General features: G+C 74.5%; 16 protein-coding genes and 1 pseudogene. 7 read left to right on the forward strand and 10 right to left on the reverse strand.

Features of this window, described 5'->3' with window-relative positions:
- Positions 1 to 70 precede the first annotated feature (70 nt).
- From ACZ6X9_RS30995 to ACZ6X9_RS31015, 5 genes are all read left to right on the forward strand, one after another.
- The gene (locus ACZ6X9_RS30995) at positions 71 to 793 is read left to right on the forward strand and encodes a GNAT family N-acetyltransferase (RefSeq protein ID WP_469781345.1); all 723 of its coding nucleotides are present in this window, start codon (positions 71 to 73) and stop codon (positions 791 to 793) included.
- Between the two features lie 471 nt (positions 794 to 1,264).
- Positions 1,265 to 1,858 carry a PadR family transcriptional regulator gene (locus ACZ6X9_RS31000; RefSeq protein ID WP_469781346.1) on the forward strand — a complete coding sequence of 198 codons (594 nt, stop codon included), beginning with the start codon at positions 1,265 to 1,267 and terminating at the stop codon, positions 1,856 to 1,858.
- 144 nt (positions 1,859 to 2,002) lie between these two features.
- Complete coding sequence (locus tag ACZ6X9_RS31005; RefSeq protein WP_469781347.1) at positions 2,003 to 2,545, forward strand: Clp protease N-terminal domain-containing protein; 543 nt, start codon at positions 2,003 to 2,005, stop codon at positions 2,543 to 2,545.
- Between the two features lie 12 nt (positions 2,546 to 2,557).
- The gene (locus ACZ6X9_RS31010; protein ID WP_469781348.1) at positions 2,558 to 3,592 is read left to right on the forward strand and encodes an EamA family transporter; all 1,035 of its coding nucleotides are present in this window, start codon (positions 2,558 to 2,560) and stop codon (positions 3,590 to 3,592) included.
- A gap of 228 nt (positions 3,593 to 3,820) precedes the next feature.
- Entirely contained in the window at positions 3,821 to 4,897 is a 1,077-nt protein-coding gene (locus ACZ6X9_RS31015; protein WP_469781349.1) for a DMT family transporter, read from the forward strand.
- On the opposite strand, the gene ACZ6X9_RS31020 is transcribed toward ACZ6X9_RS31015, so the two are convergent.
- Positions 4,884 to 5,597, reverse strand: a complete 714-nt coding sequence (locus ACZ6X9_RS31020; protein WP_469781350.1) for a pyridoxamine 5'-phosphate oxidase family protein — start codon at positions 5,595 to 5,597, stop codon at positions 4,884 to 4,886. The two genes, ACZ6X9_RS31015 and ACZ6X9_RS31020, sit on opposite strands and share 14 nt — an antisense overlap.
- A 35-nt stretch (positions 5,598 to 5,632) precedes the next feature.
- Between ACZ6X9_RS31020 and ACZ6X9_RS31025 the strand changes: the two genes are divergently transcribed.
- Positions 5,633 to 6,964 (forward strand): aminotransferase class I/II-fold pyridoxal phosphate-dependent enzyme, encoded by a 1,332-nt coding sequence (locus tag ACZ6X9_RS31025; protein WP_469781351.1) that lies wholly within the window; start codon positions 5,633 to 5,635, stop codon positions 6,962 to 6,964.
- 43 nt (positions 6,965 to 7,007) lie between these two features.
- Here the strand turns inward: ACZ6X9_RS31025 and ACZ6X9_RS31030 are convergent, their stop codons facing one another.
- Positions 7,008 to 8,183 (reverse strand): DMT family transporter, encoded by a 1,176-nt coding sequence (locus tag ACZ6X9_RS31030; protein WP_469781352.1) that lies wholly within the window; start codon positions 8,181 to 8,183, stop codon positions 7,008 to 7,010.
- Between the two features lie 74 nt (positions 8,184 to 8,257).
- Here ACZ6X9_RS31030 and ACZ6X9_RS31035 point away from each other — a divergent pair, with 74 nt between their 5' ends.
- Positions 8,258 to 9,190, forward strand: a complete 933-nt coding sequence (locus tag ACZ6X9_RS31035; RefSeq protein ID WP_469781353.1) for a LysR family transcriptional regulator — start codon at positions 8,258 to 8,260, stop codon at positions 9,188 to 9,190.
- 33 nt (positions 9,191 to 9,223) lie between these two features.
- Here the strand turns inward: ACZ6X9_RS31035 and mce are convergent, their stop codons facing one another.
- The 8 genes and pseudogenes from mce to ACZ6X9_RS31075 form a co-directional block, all read right to left on the reverse strand.
- Positions 9,224 to 9,664, reverse strand: coding sequence for a methylmalonyl-CoA epimerase (gene mce / locus ACZ6X9_RS31040; protein ID WP_469781354.1), 441 nt, complete (start codon positions 9,662 to 9,664; stop codon positions 9,224 to 9,226).
- A 170-nt stretch (positions 9,665 to 9,834) separates the two neighbouring features.
- Positions 9,835 to 10,494: a peptide deformylase gene (gene def / locus ACZ6X9_RS31045; protein ID WP_469781355.1), complete on the reverse strand. Its 660-nt coding sequence runs from the start codon at positions 10,492 to 10,494 to the stop codon at positions 9,835 to 9,837.
- 170 nt (positions 10,495 to 10,664) lie between these two features.
- Positions 10,665 to 11,405: pseudogene (gene meaB, locus ACZ6X9_RS31050) on the reverse strand (methylmalonyl Co-A mutase-associated GTPase MeaB); the annotation flags it as partial.
- Entirely contained in the window at positions 11,402 to 11,857 is a 456-nt protein-coding gene (locus ACZ6X9_RS31055; RefSeq protein WP_469781356.1) for a cobalamin B12-binding domain-containing protein, read from the reverse strand. The pseudogene meaB and the gene ACZ6X9_RS31055, both read right to left, overlap by 4 nt.
- Complete coding sequence (gene ccrA / locus ACZ6X9_RS31060) at positions 11,854 to 13,176, reverse strand: crotonyl-CoA carboxylase/reductase (RefSeq protein WP_469781357.1); 1,323 nt, start codon at positions 13,174 to 13,176, stop codon at positions 11,854 to 11,856. The genes ACZ6X9_RS31055 and ccrA overlap by 4 nt, the downstream gene beginning before the upstream one ends.
- 2 nt (positions 13,177 to 13,178) lie before the next feature.
- Positions 13,179 to 15,002 (reverse strand): condensation domain-containing protein, encoded by a 1,824-nt coding sequence (locus tag ACZ6X9_RS31065; protein WP_469781358.1) that lies wholly within the window; start codon positions 15,000 to 15,002, stop codon positions 13,179 to 13,181.
- Positions 14,999 to 16,579, reverse strand: a complete 1,581-nt coding sequence (locus ACZ6X9_RS31070) for an AMP-binding protein (protein WP_469781359.1) — start codon at positions 16,577 to 16,579, stop codon at positions 14,999 to 15,001. Before ACZ6X9_RS31070 ends, ACZ6X9_RS31065 begins: the two co-directional genes overlap by 4 nt.
- Complete coding sequence (locus ACZ6X9_RS31075; RefSeq protein WP_469781360.1) at positions 16,576 to 16,836, reverse strand: acyl carrier protein; 261 nt, start codon at positions 16,834 to 16,836, stop codon at positions 16,576 to 16,578. The genes ACZ6X9_RS31070 and ACZ6X9_RS31075 overlap by 4 nt, the downstream gene beginning before the upstream one ends.
- Positions 16,837 to 16,857 lie beyond the last annotated feature (21 nt).

Below are 16,857 nucleotides of genomic sequence, written 5' to 3' on the forward strand. Positions count from 1 at the left end.
TTCCGTATCCGCCGACCGCGTCCGCCGGTTCGCGAGCCGGGCGCCCTCCGCGACTGGCAGGATCGCGGCCATGCCGTGCGAACCGCTGGTCATGCGAGCCCGTGGGCTCTGGGAGGGCCTGGCCCGGGCGCCCGTGTCGTTCGGCCCGCCGGGCAGTGTGGAGATCGTGGTCTCCCCGAGGTCCGGGCTGTGCCCGGTCGGCTGGGTGGGGGTGGTGGCTCTGGACGGATCGGCGATCGTGACCGCGCCGGGTGAGAGTGCCGCCGTGATCGTTCGGGACGCACTGAGCAGGCCGTCGGTGCGAGGCGTCACGGACGGCGCAAGGGTGCCGGACGCCCTTCCGGTGGCTCGGGTGCTCGGGCCGGCGACGCTGGCCTATGTGTCCCCGGAAAGCTTTCGGCCGGTGAGCGATCGTGTCGTGACGGTGCAGCGGCTGGCAGCCGCTCATCCGGATGTGAGGGCCCTGGAACGGGCGGCCGGTCATGAGGACGCCGGGGAAGCCGCTCTGGACGAGATCACCTCGCCCGCGTTCGTGGTGCGCGAGCAGGGCCGGGTGATCGCTGCCTCGGGGTACCGGGTCTGGCCGGGACGGACGGCCCACATCGGCGTACTGACGGCGCCGGGAGCGCGGGGGCGGGGGCTGGCGCGGGTGACGGGTTCGGCGGCGGTGGCCCGGGCCCTGGCCGCTGGGCTGCTGCCGCAGTGGCGCGCGCGCCTTCCCGCCTCCCGGCGTGTCGCGACCGCGTTGGGCTTCGAGGAGCTGGGATCCCAAGTCAGCGTGGAGCTCGCTTGAGAGGGTCGGTGCGCCGGTAGGGCGGAATCGGCGGGGGGAGGTCCAGGGACTTAGCCATGCCGAGGCGTCCCCTCCTCGTGGGGTCCGTGATGGCGGGGCGCGAGTCCACAGCGTGGCACGTGGTGCCGCCCGTTGGCGTTGGCGGGCTTTCTCGGACTGCGAGCCCGGACCATCGGTCCGGGCTCGCTCGTATGCCGCCGAATCAGATGGGCTTGCTGCTCGTTGTTCGGAGTGGAGGGGGGCTTCGTTGACGAGTGCCGCGGTGGGGGTGGTCGTGGGCTCAAGCGGCCTCTGACTGTCCGGCTCTGTGCAAGGTGCGCATGCGCGCCGCCTGGAACGCCGATACGGGATGGATCGCCTCCGCGCGGCCGATACCGCCGTGTCCCCGGAGTCGAGCGAGGGTCTTGCCGTGTGAGTGTTAGCGATATATCGTCGAAGCATCGCGAACGATCGATGTACTGGAGGAGCGATATGCGATACCCCCATGGAAACGAGCACCCCGGCTTCGGTCCGCGTGGTGGCGGCGAGCGTGGTGGGCGGCGGGCTTTTGGGCCGTTCGGGCCCTTTGGGCCGCAGTTCGGCGGGCCGCCGTTCGGTGGGCGGGGGCGTGGTGGGCCCGGTGGCCGGGCGCGGCGTGGCGATGTGCGGGCGTCGATCCTGGCGCTGCTGACGGACCGGCCGATGCACGGTTACGAGATGATCCGCGAGATCGCCGAGCGCAGCGGCGGCGTCTGGCGGCCCAGCCCCGGCTCGGTGTACCCCACGTTGCAACTGCTGGAGGACGAAGGGCTGATCAGCAGCGCGAGTCAGGGCGGCAAGAAGCTGTTCGCGCTCACCGAGGCCGGCCGCGCGGAGGCCGACGCCGGCGCCCCGGCCCCCTGGGAGCAGGTGGCGGGCGGCGCCGAGCGTGAGACGGCGCAGGAGATCCGGCAGGCCGGCTTCGCGCTGATGGAGGCGTTCGGGCAGGTCTGGCGCACCGGCAGCGCGGAGCAGCGGGAAGAAGCGCTGGCCGTCGTCAACGAGACCCGGCGGAAGCTGTATCTGATTCTCGCCGAGGGTGACTGACGCGCCGTCGGTCCCCTGGGGGTCCGGCCCGTGCGTCTCCTCCTCAAGGAGGAGCGCACGGGCGTCCGCGCCCGACCGGAGGGGGACGCGCGAATGCTTCCGCTCGGGGATGCCCTCACGGCCTGGGACTGATGGGGTGGGAGGGTGCAAAGCCGTACACCTGACATCGGCGGGGCGGGCGCGGCGCCGCTGAGTACCGAGGTGGCCGCGGCGGTCGCCGGTGCCCGCAGGCGCGCCCTGCGTGACGGTGACCGGCAGATCGACACCGCACACCTGCTGCACTCCCTGCTGGAAGCCGACCCCGAGACCCGGCTCGCGCTGCCCGGCGGCCCGGACCGGGTGGTCCGGCTGCTGGGCTACCTGGTGCAGCGCAGCATCGGCTACGGCCTGCGCTGGCGCGGCTCCGTCGAGGATTCCCGGGCGCTGCCGCTGCTGCCGGAGGGCGGGGTCCCCGGCTGGTCGCCCGCCGCGGCCACCGCCATGGGCGAGGCGTACGCCCGGGCCGCCGCCCGCGGCCCGGGCCCGGTCGAGGGGCTCGACCTGCTGGCCGCCCTCGCCGTCGACCCCCGCTGCCGGGCGGTCGAGGTGCTGGAACGTGCCGGGGTCGACGCCGAGGGGCTGGGCGCCCGTGCGTCCGCCGGCCGGTGGGTCAGGAGCCATGCCGGTGACGGACCTGTCGGGGCCTGACATGATGCGTCGATGCCGAAGGAACTGCTGTCCGGCGGAAGGGGCAGGGGGCCGGCCCTCGCCCTGGTCTCCGCGCTCGCGTTCGGTGGCTCGGGGGTCGCGGCCAAGCCGCTGATCGAGGCGGGTCTCGCCCCGCTCCACGTCGTCTGGCTGCGGGCCGCCGGCGCGGCCCTGGTGCTGCTGCCGGTCGTGTGGCGGCACCGCGCCCTGGTGACGCGCCGCCCCGCGTTGCTCGTGGGCTTCGGCCTGCTGGCCGTCGCGGGCGTCCAGGCCTGCTACTTCGCGGCCATCTCACGGATCCCGGTCGGTGTCGCCCTGCTCGTCGAGTACCTGGCGCCCGCGCTGGTGCTGGGGTGGGTGCGGTTCGTCCGGAGGCGGGCGGTGTCGCGGGCCGCCGCGGTCGGCGTGCTGTTGGCGGTCGGCGGGCTGGCCTGTGTGGTCGAGGTGTGGGCCGGGCTGCGCTTCGACGCGTTGGGGCTGCTGCTCGCCCTCGGCGGGGCCGTCTGCCAGGTCGGCTACTTCGTCCTGTCCGACCACGGGGACGATGGCACCGGGGCCGCCGACCCCGTGGGCGTCATCGCGTACGGCTTCCTGCTCGGTGCCCTCGTCCTCACCGCGGTCGCGCGGCCCTGGACCATGGACGCGCGCGTGCTCGCCGGCGGTGCGGTACTGCGCGGCGGGAACGTGCCGGCCGTCGTGCTGCTGGCCTGGCTGGTGCTGGTCGCCACCGTGGCCGCCTACCTCACCGGGGTGGTCTCGGTGCGCCTGCTGTCCCCGCAGGTGGCGGGGGTCGTGGCCTGTCTGGAGGCGGTCGTCGCCACCGTGCTCGCCTGGGTGCTGCTGGGCGAGCGCCTGTCCGTTCCGCAGCTCGTGGGCGGTGCCCTCGTGCTGCTCGGGGCCTTCGTCGCCCAGCGCTCGGCGCCTCGGGACGCCGGGGTGCGGGCGGGGGGTGACGCGCCGGCCCTGCCCCGGGTGGAGGCCCGGCCCGGGGAAGCGGAAGTCCGGACCGGCGGACAGCAGTTGTCCGGCGGCTCGTCGCGGTCATAACATGTGATCATGCCTACGAGTGCTGTTCTTCCGCCTCCCGCCGCCTGACGCGGGCGGCTTCTTCCTCACCCGATCACCTTCGGGGGCTCCCGGACGTCCGACGCGGCCTCTTTCCGCGGACGTTCCCCCGGGACGCCGGCCCGGTGCGCCCTGCGGCGCGGCCGGGCGCCGATGGCTGCCCGCCACGAAGACCACGCGACCTTTCACGTCTTCCGCGGGAGAACAGCCATGTCCGACACCTCCGTGTCGTCCCCTTCCTCTGCGCGCTCCGGCGCCGTCCGTGTCCCGTCCGCCGGGCGCGGTCTGCTCTACGTCACCTTCACCGCCCTCACCTGGGGCACCACCGGGGCCACCGCGACCCTGGCGATCGACAGCAGCGGCCTCGACCCGGTCGTGCTCACCTTCTGGCGCTGCGTCGGCGGCTTCGCGCTGCTGCTGGCCGTGCGGTTCCTGGTGCCCTCGCGGCGCGCGGCCGGGCGTTCGCGGCCGGCCGGGCCGTGGCGGCGGCGGGCGACGGCCGCCCTGGTCAACGGGGCCGGGCTCACCGTGTTCAACGCGGCCTTCTTCGCGGCGGTGGACGCGACGGGCACGGCGGTCGGCACCGTCGTCACCCTGGGCGCCGCGCCCGTGCTGGCGGCGCTCGGCGGCCGGCTGCTGGTGGGTGAACGGCTCGGCGCGGGCGGCCGGTTCGCCGTCATCGGGGCCCTCGCCGGGCTGTCCGTACTGGTGCTCGGCGGCGGCTCGGCCACCGTCCGGCCCGCCGGGGTGGCGCTGGCGCTGCTGTCGGCGGCGGGGTACGCCCTGTTCGCCGTCCACGCCCGCCATCTCGGCCGGGCCGGCCGGGCGACGGACGGCTTCACCACGACCCTGACCTCGTTCGGCGTCTGCACCGTGCTCCTGCTGCCGTTCGCGGTGGCGGGCGGGGCGCTGCCGAGCTCCCACGGCCTCGGACGCACGCTGCCGCTGATGGCGTACCTGGTGACCGTGCCGACGGCGCTGGCCTACGCGCTGTTCTTCACCGGGCTGCAGGTGGTGCGCGCCACCACGGCCACCGTGATCACCCTGCTGGAGCCGGTCACCGCCGCGGTCATCGCGGTGACGGTGCTGGGGGAGCGGCTGACGGCCGCGACCGTGCTGGGCACGGTGGTGCTGATGGCCGCCGTGGCGGGGCTGGCCTTGGTGGAGACGCGCGGCGCGGCCCGGCCCGGCCGGCCGGTGGCGGTCGCCGCTGCCGATGGAGCGGAGACCGCCGCCGGCGGGCCGGAGGCCGCCGCGGCCGCCGGGCGGCCGGTCAGCGGGGCGTGAGGTAGCCGGGCAGCGGGATGCCGGGGGCGAGGTCGTCCGCCGGGACCGGCGTCCCGCGCACGGTGGTCATGGGGACGACGCCCGTCCAGTACGGCAGGGCGAGGTCCTCCGGATCGTCGCCGGGGCCGCCGGCGCGGACCTTGGCGGAGACCTCCGCGAGGTCGACGCGCAGCACCGCCGTGGCGGCCAGCTCCTTCGGCGAGGCCGGCCGGGAGTCCGCCGCCCGTCCGGGCACCGCCTGGTCGACCAGCGCGTCCAGCGCGGTGGTCAGTTCCTCCGGGTCGGTCACCCGGCGGGCGGTGCCGTGCACCACGACGCTGCGGTAGTTGACGGAGTGGTTGAAGGCGCTGCGGGCCAGCACCAGGCCGTCGAGGTGGGTGACGGTGACGCAGACGGGTATGCCGTCCTCGGCCTCCCCGGCGGCGCGCAGCGGGGCGGAGCCGGTGGAGCCGTGCACGTACAGCCGCTCGCCGACGCGCCCGTACAGCGTGGGCAGGACGACCGGGGCGCCGTCGCGGACGAAGCCGAGGTGGCACAGGCAGCCGTCGTCGAGGATGGCGTGCACCAGCTCGCGGTCGTAGGAGGCGCGGTCGCGGTAGCGGGTGGGGGTGGTGCGGGGGGTGCGCTCGTACGTTCCGCCGGGGCGGGAGGACGGGGCCGGGGTCGGGGTCGGGGCTGGGGTCGGGGCCGGGGAAGACATTGCGGACTCCATTGCACTAGTGCATAATCGGCTTTGTGCTAGGAGAGTATCGGATCACGGGTCGCCGCGCAGCGGACATCTCGGAGAGCGTGGAGCGCGCCGTCGGGGACGGCCGCCTCCCTCCGGGCGAACTGCTGCCGCCGCTGCGGGAGTTGGCCGTCGATCTCGGGGTCAACCACAACACGGTGGCGGCCGCCTACCGGATCCTGCGCGACCGCGGGGTCGTCGAGACGGCCGGCCGGCGCGGCACCCGGGTGCGGCCCCGCCCGGCCAGCGCGCCCCGGGAGCTGATCGCCGTGGACGTGCCGGAGGGGGTGTGCGACGCGGCGACGGGCAACCCCGACGCCGCCCTGCTGCCCCCGCTCGGCGCCGCGCTCGCGGCGGCGGCCGAGCGCGCGGCCCGGGCTCCCGTGCTGTACGGCGACGCCCCGGTCGACACCGAGCTGGAGCGGATGGCGCGGGCCGCCTTCGACGCGGACGGCGTGCCCGACGGGCCGGTGGCGGTGGTCTCCGGCGCGCTCGACGGGCTGGAACGGGTGCTGACGGCCCATCTGCGTCCGGGCGACGCCGTCGCGGTCGAGGATCCGGGCTGGGGCAGTCTCCTCGACCTCGTGCCCGCGCTCGGCCTGCGGCCCGTCCCGGTCGCGGTGGACGACGACGGCCCGGAGCCGGCGGCGGTCGCCGGTGCCCTGGAGGGCGGTGCCCGGGCACTGATCGTCACCAGTCGCGCGCAGAACCCCACCGGCGCCCTCGTCGGCGCGGACCGCGCCCGCGAGCTGCGGGCCGTCCTCGCCGGACACCCCGGAGTGCTGGTCGTCGAGGACGACCACGGCCACGGCATCGTCGACGCGCCCCCGCGGCCGCTCGGCGGGGCCACCGGGCACTGGGCGTTCGTCCGCTCCGTCGCCAAGGCCTACGGCCCCGACCTGCGGCTCGCCGTCCTCACCGGTGACAGCGTGACCGTGGACCGGGTGCGCGGCCGCCAGCGCCTCGGGCCCGGCTGGGTCAGTCACGTCCTCCAGGACGCGGTGCTGCACCTGTGGCGCACCGGCGCCGTCGACCCGGTGGCGACGGCCGCCGCGTACGGGCGCCGGCGGGACGCGCTCGTCCGCGCCCTGCGGCAGCGGGGGCTGGCGGCACGCGGGCGCAGTGGGATGAACGTCTGGCTCCCGGTGCCGGACGAGACGGGGGCCGTGGCCCACCTGCTGCGCGCCGGCTACGCGGTGGCGCCCGGTGCCCGCTTCCGGCTCGCCTCACCGCCGGCCGTGCGGATCACGGTGTCCGCCCTGGGCCCGGACGACATGGAGCCGGTCGCGGACGCGTGGGCGTCCGCGACCGGGCCGGCTCCGGCAGGGCGGTACGCCTGAGCGGGGGTGCCGTCGGTACCGGCGGCGGCGCGGGTGCGGGGAGTCATGGGCGGCGCGTGGTCGTCCGCCGGACACCGGTCCGCGTTCGGTGCGCGTCATCCGGCGTGGCATCCCCGGCGCCCGGGGGCTCTTGAGTTCGCCGAGCGTCCTGAGCAAGCTGCCGAGTTCCCTGCGCGCCCTGAGCGCCTCGCCCGGTCCGGCCGCCCCGGGAGCCCCGGGACTGGGTCAGCGCCGCGCCGGCCAGGACGATCAGCGCGCCGACCGGTGTGTTCCAGGTCAGATCCTCGCCGAGCAGCGTGGCCCCGGCCGCCGTGGCCACCACGGGGATGAAGTAGGTGCTCAGCGCCGCCGTCGTGGGGCCGACCTCGGCCACCAGCCCGTACTGGACGAGCATGGCGATCCCGGTGCCCAGCGCCCCCAGCGCGGCGATCGCCAGCAGCGACACCGGGTGGACGGCCGACGGCAGCGGCGCGGCCAGCGGGGCGACGACGGCGAGCTGCGCGGTGCCGACCAGCAACTGGCCGGTGGACAGGGACAGGTGCGAGTCGCCCGTGCCGGACAGCGTGCGCCGCACGTAGATCCAGCCGATCGCGTAAGCGGCCGACGCCGTCAGCGCCATGGCGGTACCCCACCGGTCCTGTCCGGAGAACCCGCTCCAGGCGCCGAGCACGACCAGCACCCCCGCGAAGCCGAGGACGAGACCCGCGAACCGGCGCCGGGTCGGGCGGTCCTCGGCCAGCGCCACCAGGGAGAACGCCATGCCCCACAGAGGCGTGGTGGCGTTGCAGATGCCGGCCAGGGAAGACGGGATGCGCAGCTCGGAGTAGGCGAAGAGGGAGAACGGCAGGGCGTTGAGCAGGAACGCCGCCACCGTCAGGTGCGCCCAGGTGCGTACCGAGCGGGGCAGTCGCTGGCGCTTGACGAGCAGGGCCGTGGCGAGCACCGCCGTACCGAACAGCATGCGGCCCAGGGAGACGAAGAGCGGGGCGTAGCCGTCGGTCCCCAGCCGGATGAAGAGGAAGCTGAAGCCCCAGACGAGGGCCAGCGCGCCGAACCGGACGCGCCAGTCCACGGAGGAGACGGAGGAGACGGCGGAGGCGGCGGAGGCGGCGGAGGCGGCGGAGACGGCGGAGACGGAGGGAGCAGAGGGGGTGGCGGGGGCGGCGGCAGGGGCAGTGGCGGCCGGAGCCGTGGGGGGACGAGGGGTGACGGTGCTCATGCGGCTCAAGATGTCCGACCGGACCTCTTAGGACAAGCAAATTCTCGTACGCGAGTTCGCGTAGCATCGCTGCAATGTTGAACCTGGAGCGTCTGCGGACGCTCGACGCCGTCGCCCGCAGCGGGTCCGTCAGCGCCGCCGCCGCGGAGCTGCACGTGACGACCTCCGCCGTCTCCCAGCAGTTGGCCAAGCTGGAACGGGAGACCGGCGAGCGGCTGCTGACCCGGCAGGGCCGCGGCATCCGCCTCACCGACGCCGGCCGGCTGCTCGCCTCCCATGCCGAGCGGATCCTGGCGCAGGTCGCTCTGGCCCGGTCGGACCTGGAGGCGCAGCGGGGCCGGGCCGTCGGCCGGCTGCTGCTCGGCGCCTTCCCGACCGCCGTCCGCGGAGTGCTGCCCGCCACCCTCGCCCGGCTCCGCGCCGACCACCCGCAACTGATCGTCGGCATCGAGGAGATGCGGCCGGAAGAGGCCGTCCGGCGGGTCGACCGGGGCGAACTCGACGTCGCCGTCCTCCTCGACTGGACCAACCGGCCGGTCACCCTGCCCGCCGGGCTGTCGAGGGCCATGCTCCTGGACGACCCCGTGGACGTCGCGGTGCCCGCAGGACACCCGCTCGCGGACCGCCGGGACGTCGTGCTGGAGGACTTCGCCGACGACGAGTGGGTCTCCTGGCCCGAGGGCGAGTTCTGCCACGACTGGCTGCTGGGCACCCTGCGGGCCCAGGGGGTCGAACCCCGGGTCTCGCACATGGCCGACGAACACCACACCCAGCTCGTCCTCGTCGCCGCCGGCCTCGGTGTCGTCGTCTCCCCGCGCCTCGGCCGCGGGCCGGTCCCCGACGGGGTGCGTCTGCTCCCGGTGCGGAACGCGATGTGCCGGCACGTCTTCGCCGTCTGGCGCACCGACGCGGGCGCGCGGCCGTCCGTCCGGGCCACGGTCGACGCCCTGTGCGCGACCGGCCGAGAGCTCACCGGGCGGGCCGGCTCCGGGGCGCCCGGGCGGTGACCGGGGGGGGCGCCGTACGGAGGGGGTGGGAGGTCAGTGGGCGGCCGCGTCCGGCGGGGCGGCGGTGACGAATTCGGTCAGCACGCCGTGGCAGTCCTTCGGGTGCAGGAAGGTGACCCGGGACCCCATCGACCCCTGTCGCGGCTCGTCGAAGAGCACCCGCACCCCCTTGTCCCGGGCGGCCCCGGCGGCCGCGTCCACGTCCGCCGTGCCGAACGCGATGTGGTGCACCCCCTCGCCGTTCTTCGCCAGCCACTTGCCGATCACCGAGTCCTCCCGGGTCGGCTCCAGCAACTGGAGGAAGGACGCGCCGCCGTCGGAGGTCCCGTTGATCCGGAGCATCGCCTCGCGGATGCCCTGTTCCTCGTTGACCTCGGTGTGGAACACCTCGAAGCCGTAGGTGGCGCGGTAGAACTCCACGCTTTCCTCGAGGTCGGAACAGGCGATCCCGATGTGATCGATTCGCGTCAGCATGCCCTCAGTGCAGCGCACGCCCCGCCGGCCCGCAACGTGCCCGCGATCACACCGGCACTCGGGGCCGGTGCGCCGGACCGGCCCGGCGCACACGGCGGGCCGCCGTGCCCGCACCCGCGTACGGGCGCGGGCACGGCGGCCCGTTCTCGCGGCCGGCGCCGTCGCGCGGGCTACTTCCCCAGCTTCTCCGCCATCCTGGCCCGCCGGGCGAACATCTTCTCCTTGGACTCCTCCATCTCACGGAGGGCCGACTTCCGCTCCCGCTTGGACAGCCGGTCCAGGTAGAGGTGGCCGTGCAGGTGGTCCGTCTCGTGCTGGAGGCACCGGGCGAAGTAGCCCCGGCCCTCGATGACCAGGGGGTTGCCGTCCTTGTCCAGGCCCCGCACCACGGCACGGTCGGGACGCGGCACCACCCGGTAGGGGCCGGGAACGGACAGGCACCCCTCGGACTCCTCGATGAGGACCCGCTCCTCGGCCGGCAGCTCGTCCAGCACCGGGTTGGCGATGTGCCCGACGTGGCGCACCCCCCACTCGTCCATGATGTCCCACACGAACAACTGGAGGTCCACGCCGATCTGGTTGGCGGCGAGCCCCGCGCCCTCCGCCACCTGGTTCGTGGCGAACATGTCGTCGATCAGCCGCGAGAGCTCGGGCGTACCGAACTCGGTGACCGGTCGGCACCGACGGTGCAGCACGTCCTCTCCGACGACGGTTATGCGGTGCACCGCGCCCCGCTCGACCTCGGGAGCGAACTCCGGGAAGGAGTCCACCGGTTCTCCCTGTACGCGTACGCGGACGTCCTGCGACGTGTCACCGGACCGAACAGCCATGGGTTTCCGTGCCTTTCACATGGGCGTGAACCGGCCGGGAGCGTCGTCCCGGCCGGCTGCCGCTCGCCTGACCGAACGCTTTCCAAAGTATCACTCTTTGCAAAGCGGTTGATGACGGTTCGTCAACCCGACGTACACTCCGGCGTGGCCGTCGCCGGGCCTCCGGCGGACAGGGCCGCGACGACCTCCGCGGCCCCTTCGCCCCGGCCCGCGACCGTCGTCACCACGGGGATCTCGCGGGTGCCCAGGGCCACCATCGACCGGAGTTCGCGGACCATCGTGTGGACCCCGTCCTGGTCCGCCTTGTTCACCACGTAGAGGTCGGCGATCTCCAGTACACCTGCCTTGGCCATCTGGATGCCGTCGCCCGCTCCGGGCGCGAGCACGACGATCGTCCGGTCCGCGACCGACGCGATCTCGACCTCCGACTGCCCGGCCCCGACCGTCTCGATCAGGACGACGTCGAACCCGGCCGCGGCCAGGGCCGCGATCATCGGCCGCGCGGTGGCCGAGAGCCCCCCGAGGTGGCCCCGGCTGGACACCGAGCGGATGAACACCCCGGGATCGCCGACGTGTTCCTGCATCCGGATGCGGTCGCCGAGGAGGGCGCCCCCGGTCAGCGGCGACGACGGGTCGAAGCAGAGCACCGCCACCCGCTTCCCCTGCCGCCGGTACTCGGCGGTCAGACAGGAGACGAGGGTCGACTTGCCGACGCCCGGCGGGCCGGTCAGGCCGATGACCGCGGCGGCCGTGCCCGCCGCGCCCGTGCGCTCGGGTGTTCCGAGCGCGGCGAGGTCGTCCTCCGTGACGCCGTGGTTCTCCGCGAGGGCCAACAGCCGGGCCAGTGCCCGGATGTCACCACCCCGCGCGGAGGCCAGGGTCTCGCGCAGTGGCGTTCCGTTCCCGGTCATGCCACCACCTCGAGGGGGCGCAGGGCGGAGTGCGCCCATTCGATGATCTCCGGGAGGGTGTCCCGCGAGGTGAAGACCCGCAGCACGCCCATCCCGACGAGCAGGCGGGCGTCCTCCGGCGGGATGACGCCGCCGCAGAAGACCGGTATCTCCGCCGCGTCGTGCTCGGCGAGCAGCTTCAGCACGCGCGGCACCAGCTCCATGTGGGCACCGGACAGCAGGGAGAGACCGACGGCGTCGACACCCTCCTCCAGAGCGGTGCGCACGATCTGCTCGGGCGTCTGGCGCAGTCCGGTGTAGACGACCTCCATGCCGGCGTCGCGCAGGGCCCGCGCCACCACCTTGGCGCCCCGGTCGTGGCCGTCCAGCCCCGGCTTGGCGACCACCACGCGGACGCGCCGCACGTGTTCTCCCGGCTTTCCCGCGCCCGGGTGCGCGCCCGGGGCCGTCATGCCGCCATCAGCGGGGCGACCCGGTCCTCGCCGATCCGCGAGCGCAGCGTGGCGTCGGTGACCCCGAGGCCGGGCGACGGCGCCAGGCAGAGCACGCCGACCTTGCCGAGGTGCTCGTTCAACTGGATCACGCGTGCGGCCTCGCCCGTCTCGGAGAAGGGATGCACCTCGGACAGCATCGGCAACACCCGGCCGCGCTGGATGAGGCGGTTGGCCTGCCACTGCTCGTACAGGTTCGCCCCGTGGCTGCCGACGATCTTCTTCATCCGCATCCACAGGTAGCGGTTGTCGAAGGTGTGCCGGTACCCCGTGCTGGACCCGCAGGTCACGATGGTGCCGCCGCGCCGGGCGACGAAGACCGAGATGCCGAAGGTCTTGCGGCCCACGTGCTCGAAGACGATGTTCGGGTCCTCGCCGACCTCCCGCCTGATGATCTTCCCGAGGCGTTTGCCGGTCGCCACGGTGGCGTCCGGATCGTCGGAGATCTCCCCGATCTCCCGCCGGTCGATGACCAGTTCGCAGCCGAGCTTGCGGGCGATCGCCGCCTTCTCGTCCGAGCTGACGATGCCGACCGGGATGCCGCCGCCGTTGCGGACGAACTGCACGGCGTACCCGCCCAGGCCGCCCGCCGCGCCCCAGATGAGCACCACGTCGCCCTGGCGCATGTTGGCGCCGCGCTCGCTGACGAGCATGCGGTAGGCCGTACCGGCGCACAGCGGGTTGCTGGCCGCCTCCTCCCACGTCAGGTGGGCCGCCTTGGGCAGCAACTGGCTGGCCCGGACGACCGCGTAGTCGGCGAGCCCGCCGAAGTTGGTCTCGAAGCCCCAGGCCCGCTGCTCCTCGCCCATCATGCCGTCGTGGTGGGTGAGTGGCTCCTGGTCGTCGACGTGGGCCGTGCCGACGGCGACGTGGTCGCCGACCTTCCAGTTGCGCACGCCGTCGCCGACGCGCACGATCACTCCCGCGGCGTCCGAGCCCAGCACGTGGTAAGGCCGGTCGTGCCGGGCCGCCCAGCCGCCCTGCTTGGCGTAGTGGCGCAGGAAGCTGAAGGTGGGGAGCGGCTCGAACGTCGCGGACCAGATGGTGTTGTAGTTCATCGCCGCGGCCATGACGGCGATCAGCACCTCGTCGGGGGCCAGTTCCGGCATCGGGACCCGGCCGAGGTGGATCGACTTGCGGACGTCCTTGTCGGCCACGCCGGCGAACATGCCGACGTCCTCGGCGCGCAGGTACGCCGCGTTGTACTCGCTCGGCACGGGAAGGCGCTCCAGTACCTCGGGGGCGGCGCCCGCGATCACTGCTGAGGAAAGCTCGTCCATGGTCATCCTTCTTCGGTGGGGGTGTCGGAGGGACGGATTCTGATGCGCCCGGGCAGCTCGCCGCCGTGCAGCAGGGTGCGCAGGTGGGCGCGGAACTCGCGGGTGGTCGGGGCGTCCGGGCCGGTGCCGGTCACGGTGAGCACCGCGGTCTCGGTCCTGCCCTTCTCCAGCCGTACGTCCGCCTCCCGGACCCAGGGGTGGGTGCGGGCGACGCGGGCGACGGTGAAGGCGTCGACCAGGCCGCGGGTGCGGATCCACCGGCCGTCGCGCGGGCCCAGGAGCCGCACCTCGCCGTCGGCGGTCACGTATCCGCAGTCGCCGGTGGGCAGTTCGCGGCCGTCGGGCAGCCGGACGCGGAGCGTGCCCGTGACCGAACGCGGCAGCGGTTCGCCCGTCGGAGCGTGCGCGGTGAACGAGACGCCCGCCGTGGGTGCCAGCCGCGGCGGATGGGGGGCGTCGTCGTCGCGTACGGTGCCGACGCGGACGCCGGCGCAGCGGTACGGCGTACCGTCGGCGGCCGGTGCCGGCCGGTCGGCGCGCGCCGGGCGGACCGAGGACGCCGTGCGCCCCGCGGCGAGGTCCGAGACGGCGGTGCGGAAGTCGGTCAGGAGCTGTTCCGCCTCCGCCGCTCCCATGAGGTCCCGGCGGTAGTCGAGACGGACCCGGCAGCGCGGCCAGTCCGCCCGGATCTGCAGCGTCCTGGCCAGCGTGGCGTTGGTGTTCGGCGTGAAGAAGTCCCACGCCGTCCGCAGCCCCGGAACCTCCAGGTCCAGCCCGGCCGGCGGCCGGGGGAAGGACAGCCCGAGCTCGGTGCCGAGCCGGGCCAGCGGCTTGCCGGGCACGCCGGCGACCAGGTCGACGAACGGCACGCGACGGTAGCGCGCCAGGTGCGCGAGGGCCCGGCGCGCGGTGGCCACGGACTCCTCGGCCGACGCCCCCCGGGCGATCTCCGGCGCCACGGGGACGACGTTGATCTGTAGGCCGGCGACCCCGCGGGTGTGCTCGTCGCTGACGTCGGAGGCCAGGGCCAGCAGCGGGGTGCTGTTCCCGTAGACCGCCAACTGTCGCGTCAGCGCCGCCAGGAGCACGGTGAACGTGCTCACCTTCAGCGCCTGGGCCATCGTGCGCAGGGTGGTGACCGCGCCCGGGTCCAGTTCGACGGCCGGCGAGGAGGTGATCGTCCGCTGCCCCAGGCGGCCGCCTTCGGGCAGCGCCACCGGCTCGGCCCGGTCGACGGCCGTACGCCAGAACGCGATCGCCTCCTCGGTCACCTCGGCGGGCGCCACGGGCGTCTCGGGAGCGGCCAGCGGCGCGGGGTCCACCGGCCGGCCCGCCCTGGCGTCCGCCAGGTACCGCGAGAAGTCGCGGGCCACCAGGAACTTGCTGCGCCCGTCGAACCCGGCGTGATGGGCCTCGAAGACGAGCGAGCAGCGGTCGGGGGCGTGCGTGAGGAGCCGGAAGCGGAGGGGCGCCTCGGTTGCCAGGTCCCAGTGACCGTGCCGTTCGGGTGCCTCGCGCCAGGCCCGGACGGCCGCCCGCTCGGCGCCCTCCGCACAGGGCAGGTCGGCACGCGCGAAGGAGCGGGCGTCCTCGGCCCGCAGGACGCACTGGCGCAGCCGCCCGTCCATCAGGCGCAGCACGGACCGCAGCGGCTCGTGCCGGCGCAGCACCGCCAGCGCGGCGGCACGCAGGTGGCGCTCGTCGACCGGGCCGTGGAAGGTCACCGCGAAATAGCCGCCGCCGCTGATGGACGGGTCGATCGTGGCTTCCGCCCACAGGGCGTACTGGCCCGCGTCGGCGAGCCGGTCGTGCAGGACGGTCGTCATGCGCGCCCGCCCCGCTCGCGCCGGCGCCTGCCGAGGTCCTCCGTGATCAGCTTGACGACGGCCTCCCGGTCGATCTTCCCGCTGGGCGTGCGCGGCAGTTCGGGCAGTTCCGTCACCGAGACGGGCACCGCGACCTCCGGCAGCACCGCGCGCAGCCGCGCCAGCGCCGCCGCCTCGACCGGTCCGGCGCAGCCCTCCCGGAGGACGACCGCGGCGCGCAGGCTGGTGTGGCCGGCCCGGGTCGTCACCAGGGCCGTCGCGGCGGCGGCGATGTCGGGGTCGGCCAGCAGCCGCGCGTCGACCTCCAGCAGGTCCACCCGGATGCCGCGGATCTTCGTCTGGCTGTCCAGGCGCGACAGGAAGCGCACCCCCTCGTCGGTGAGCTCCACGAGGTCACCGGTGCGGAAGGCCCGGGTGTGGCCGGCCGGTGAGCGCGGGATGGTGACGTAGCGCTCGGCCGTCAGCTCCGGCCGCCCCAGGTACCCCTCGGACAACGGGTGACCGGTCACCAGGAGTTCGCCGATGTGCGGCGTCTCCGGGTCCTCCGGGTCGACGAGCAGCTCGCACCCGGGCAGGGGTACGCCGATGGGCGGCAGGTGCGGCCACGTCGCGGGGTCCGGACCCAGGATGTGCGAGGTGACCATGGCGGACTCGCTCTGGCCGTAGTGGTTCACCAGCCGGCAGCCGGGCAGGGCGGCGAACATCGCGCGGATGTCCTCCGAGCAGACGACCTGCTCGCCCGCGGTGTTCACCTCGACCAGGCGCAGCGCCGCCAGGGCCTCCGGCCGTGCCGTCACCGCCAGCATCTGCAGGGCGACGAACGGCACGAACAGCCGCTCGACCCGCTGTTCGGCCAGCCAGCGCAGCAGTCGGGCCGGTTCCCGCCGCAGCTCCTCCGGCATGATCACCACCGTGCCGCCGCCGCAGAGCGTGCCGAGGATCTCCTGGAACGACACGTCGAAGTTCAGCGGGGCGAACTGGGCGGTGCGCAGGTCGGGGCGGGGCGAGTGGGACGCCTGCCAGTCGGCCATGGCGTCGACGCACCGGTGGCCGAGGGCCACGCCCTTGGGCCAGCCGGTCGATCCGGAGGTGTAGATCACGTAGACCGGCAGTCCGGGCTCGCAGGCGACGGCGCGCGGGGCCGGCGGCTCGTGGACGTCCGGTGCGGGGCGGAGGCGCACCAGCGGTCCGTCGTAGCGGACCGGGGTGTCCTCGGGGGCGATGACGGCACGCGGCGCACAGTCGTCGATCATGAACTGGAGCCGCTCGACGGGGTATTCGGGGTCCAGCGGCACATACGCGGCGCCGCTCAGCATCACCCCCAGCAGTGCGGCGACGGCACCCGCGCCGCGCGGCAGCGCGACGGCGACCCGGTCGCCGGTGCGCACCCCGGCGGCCGCCAGGTCGTCCGACACCGCCTGCGCCCAGGCGGCCAGCCCGGCGTAGTCGTACGAGCGGCCGGCGTCGACCACCGCCTCGCGTCGCGGGTCGTCGGCGACGCGGCGGGCGAACGTCGTGAGGAAACAGTCCGGCGTCACCGGGCCGCCCCACAGCGACAGCATCTCCGGCGCGGTCATGCGCCGGCCCCCGGTCGTGCCGCCGCGGCCAGGGCCTCGTCGACGGCGTCCACGAACTCCTCGATGGTGGGGTTGTCGAATATCAGGTGCAGTTCCGCTTCCAGTCCGAATTCGCGCTCGATCAGGGCGAGGATCTTCGCCGCTACCAGGGAGTCGGCACCCAGGTCGAAGAAGTTGTCCTCCGGAGTGAGGCCGTCCTCGCCGATGGCCCGCTCCCAGAACGCGATGATGGTGTCGGTCAACTGCTGCTTGTTCATGTCTCTTCGCTATCGACTCGG

Source organism: Streptomyces sp. NPDC052910, assembly GCF_055585605.1.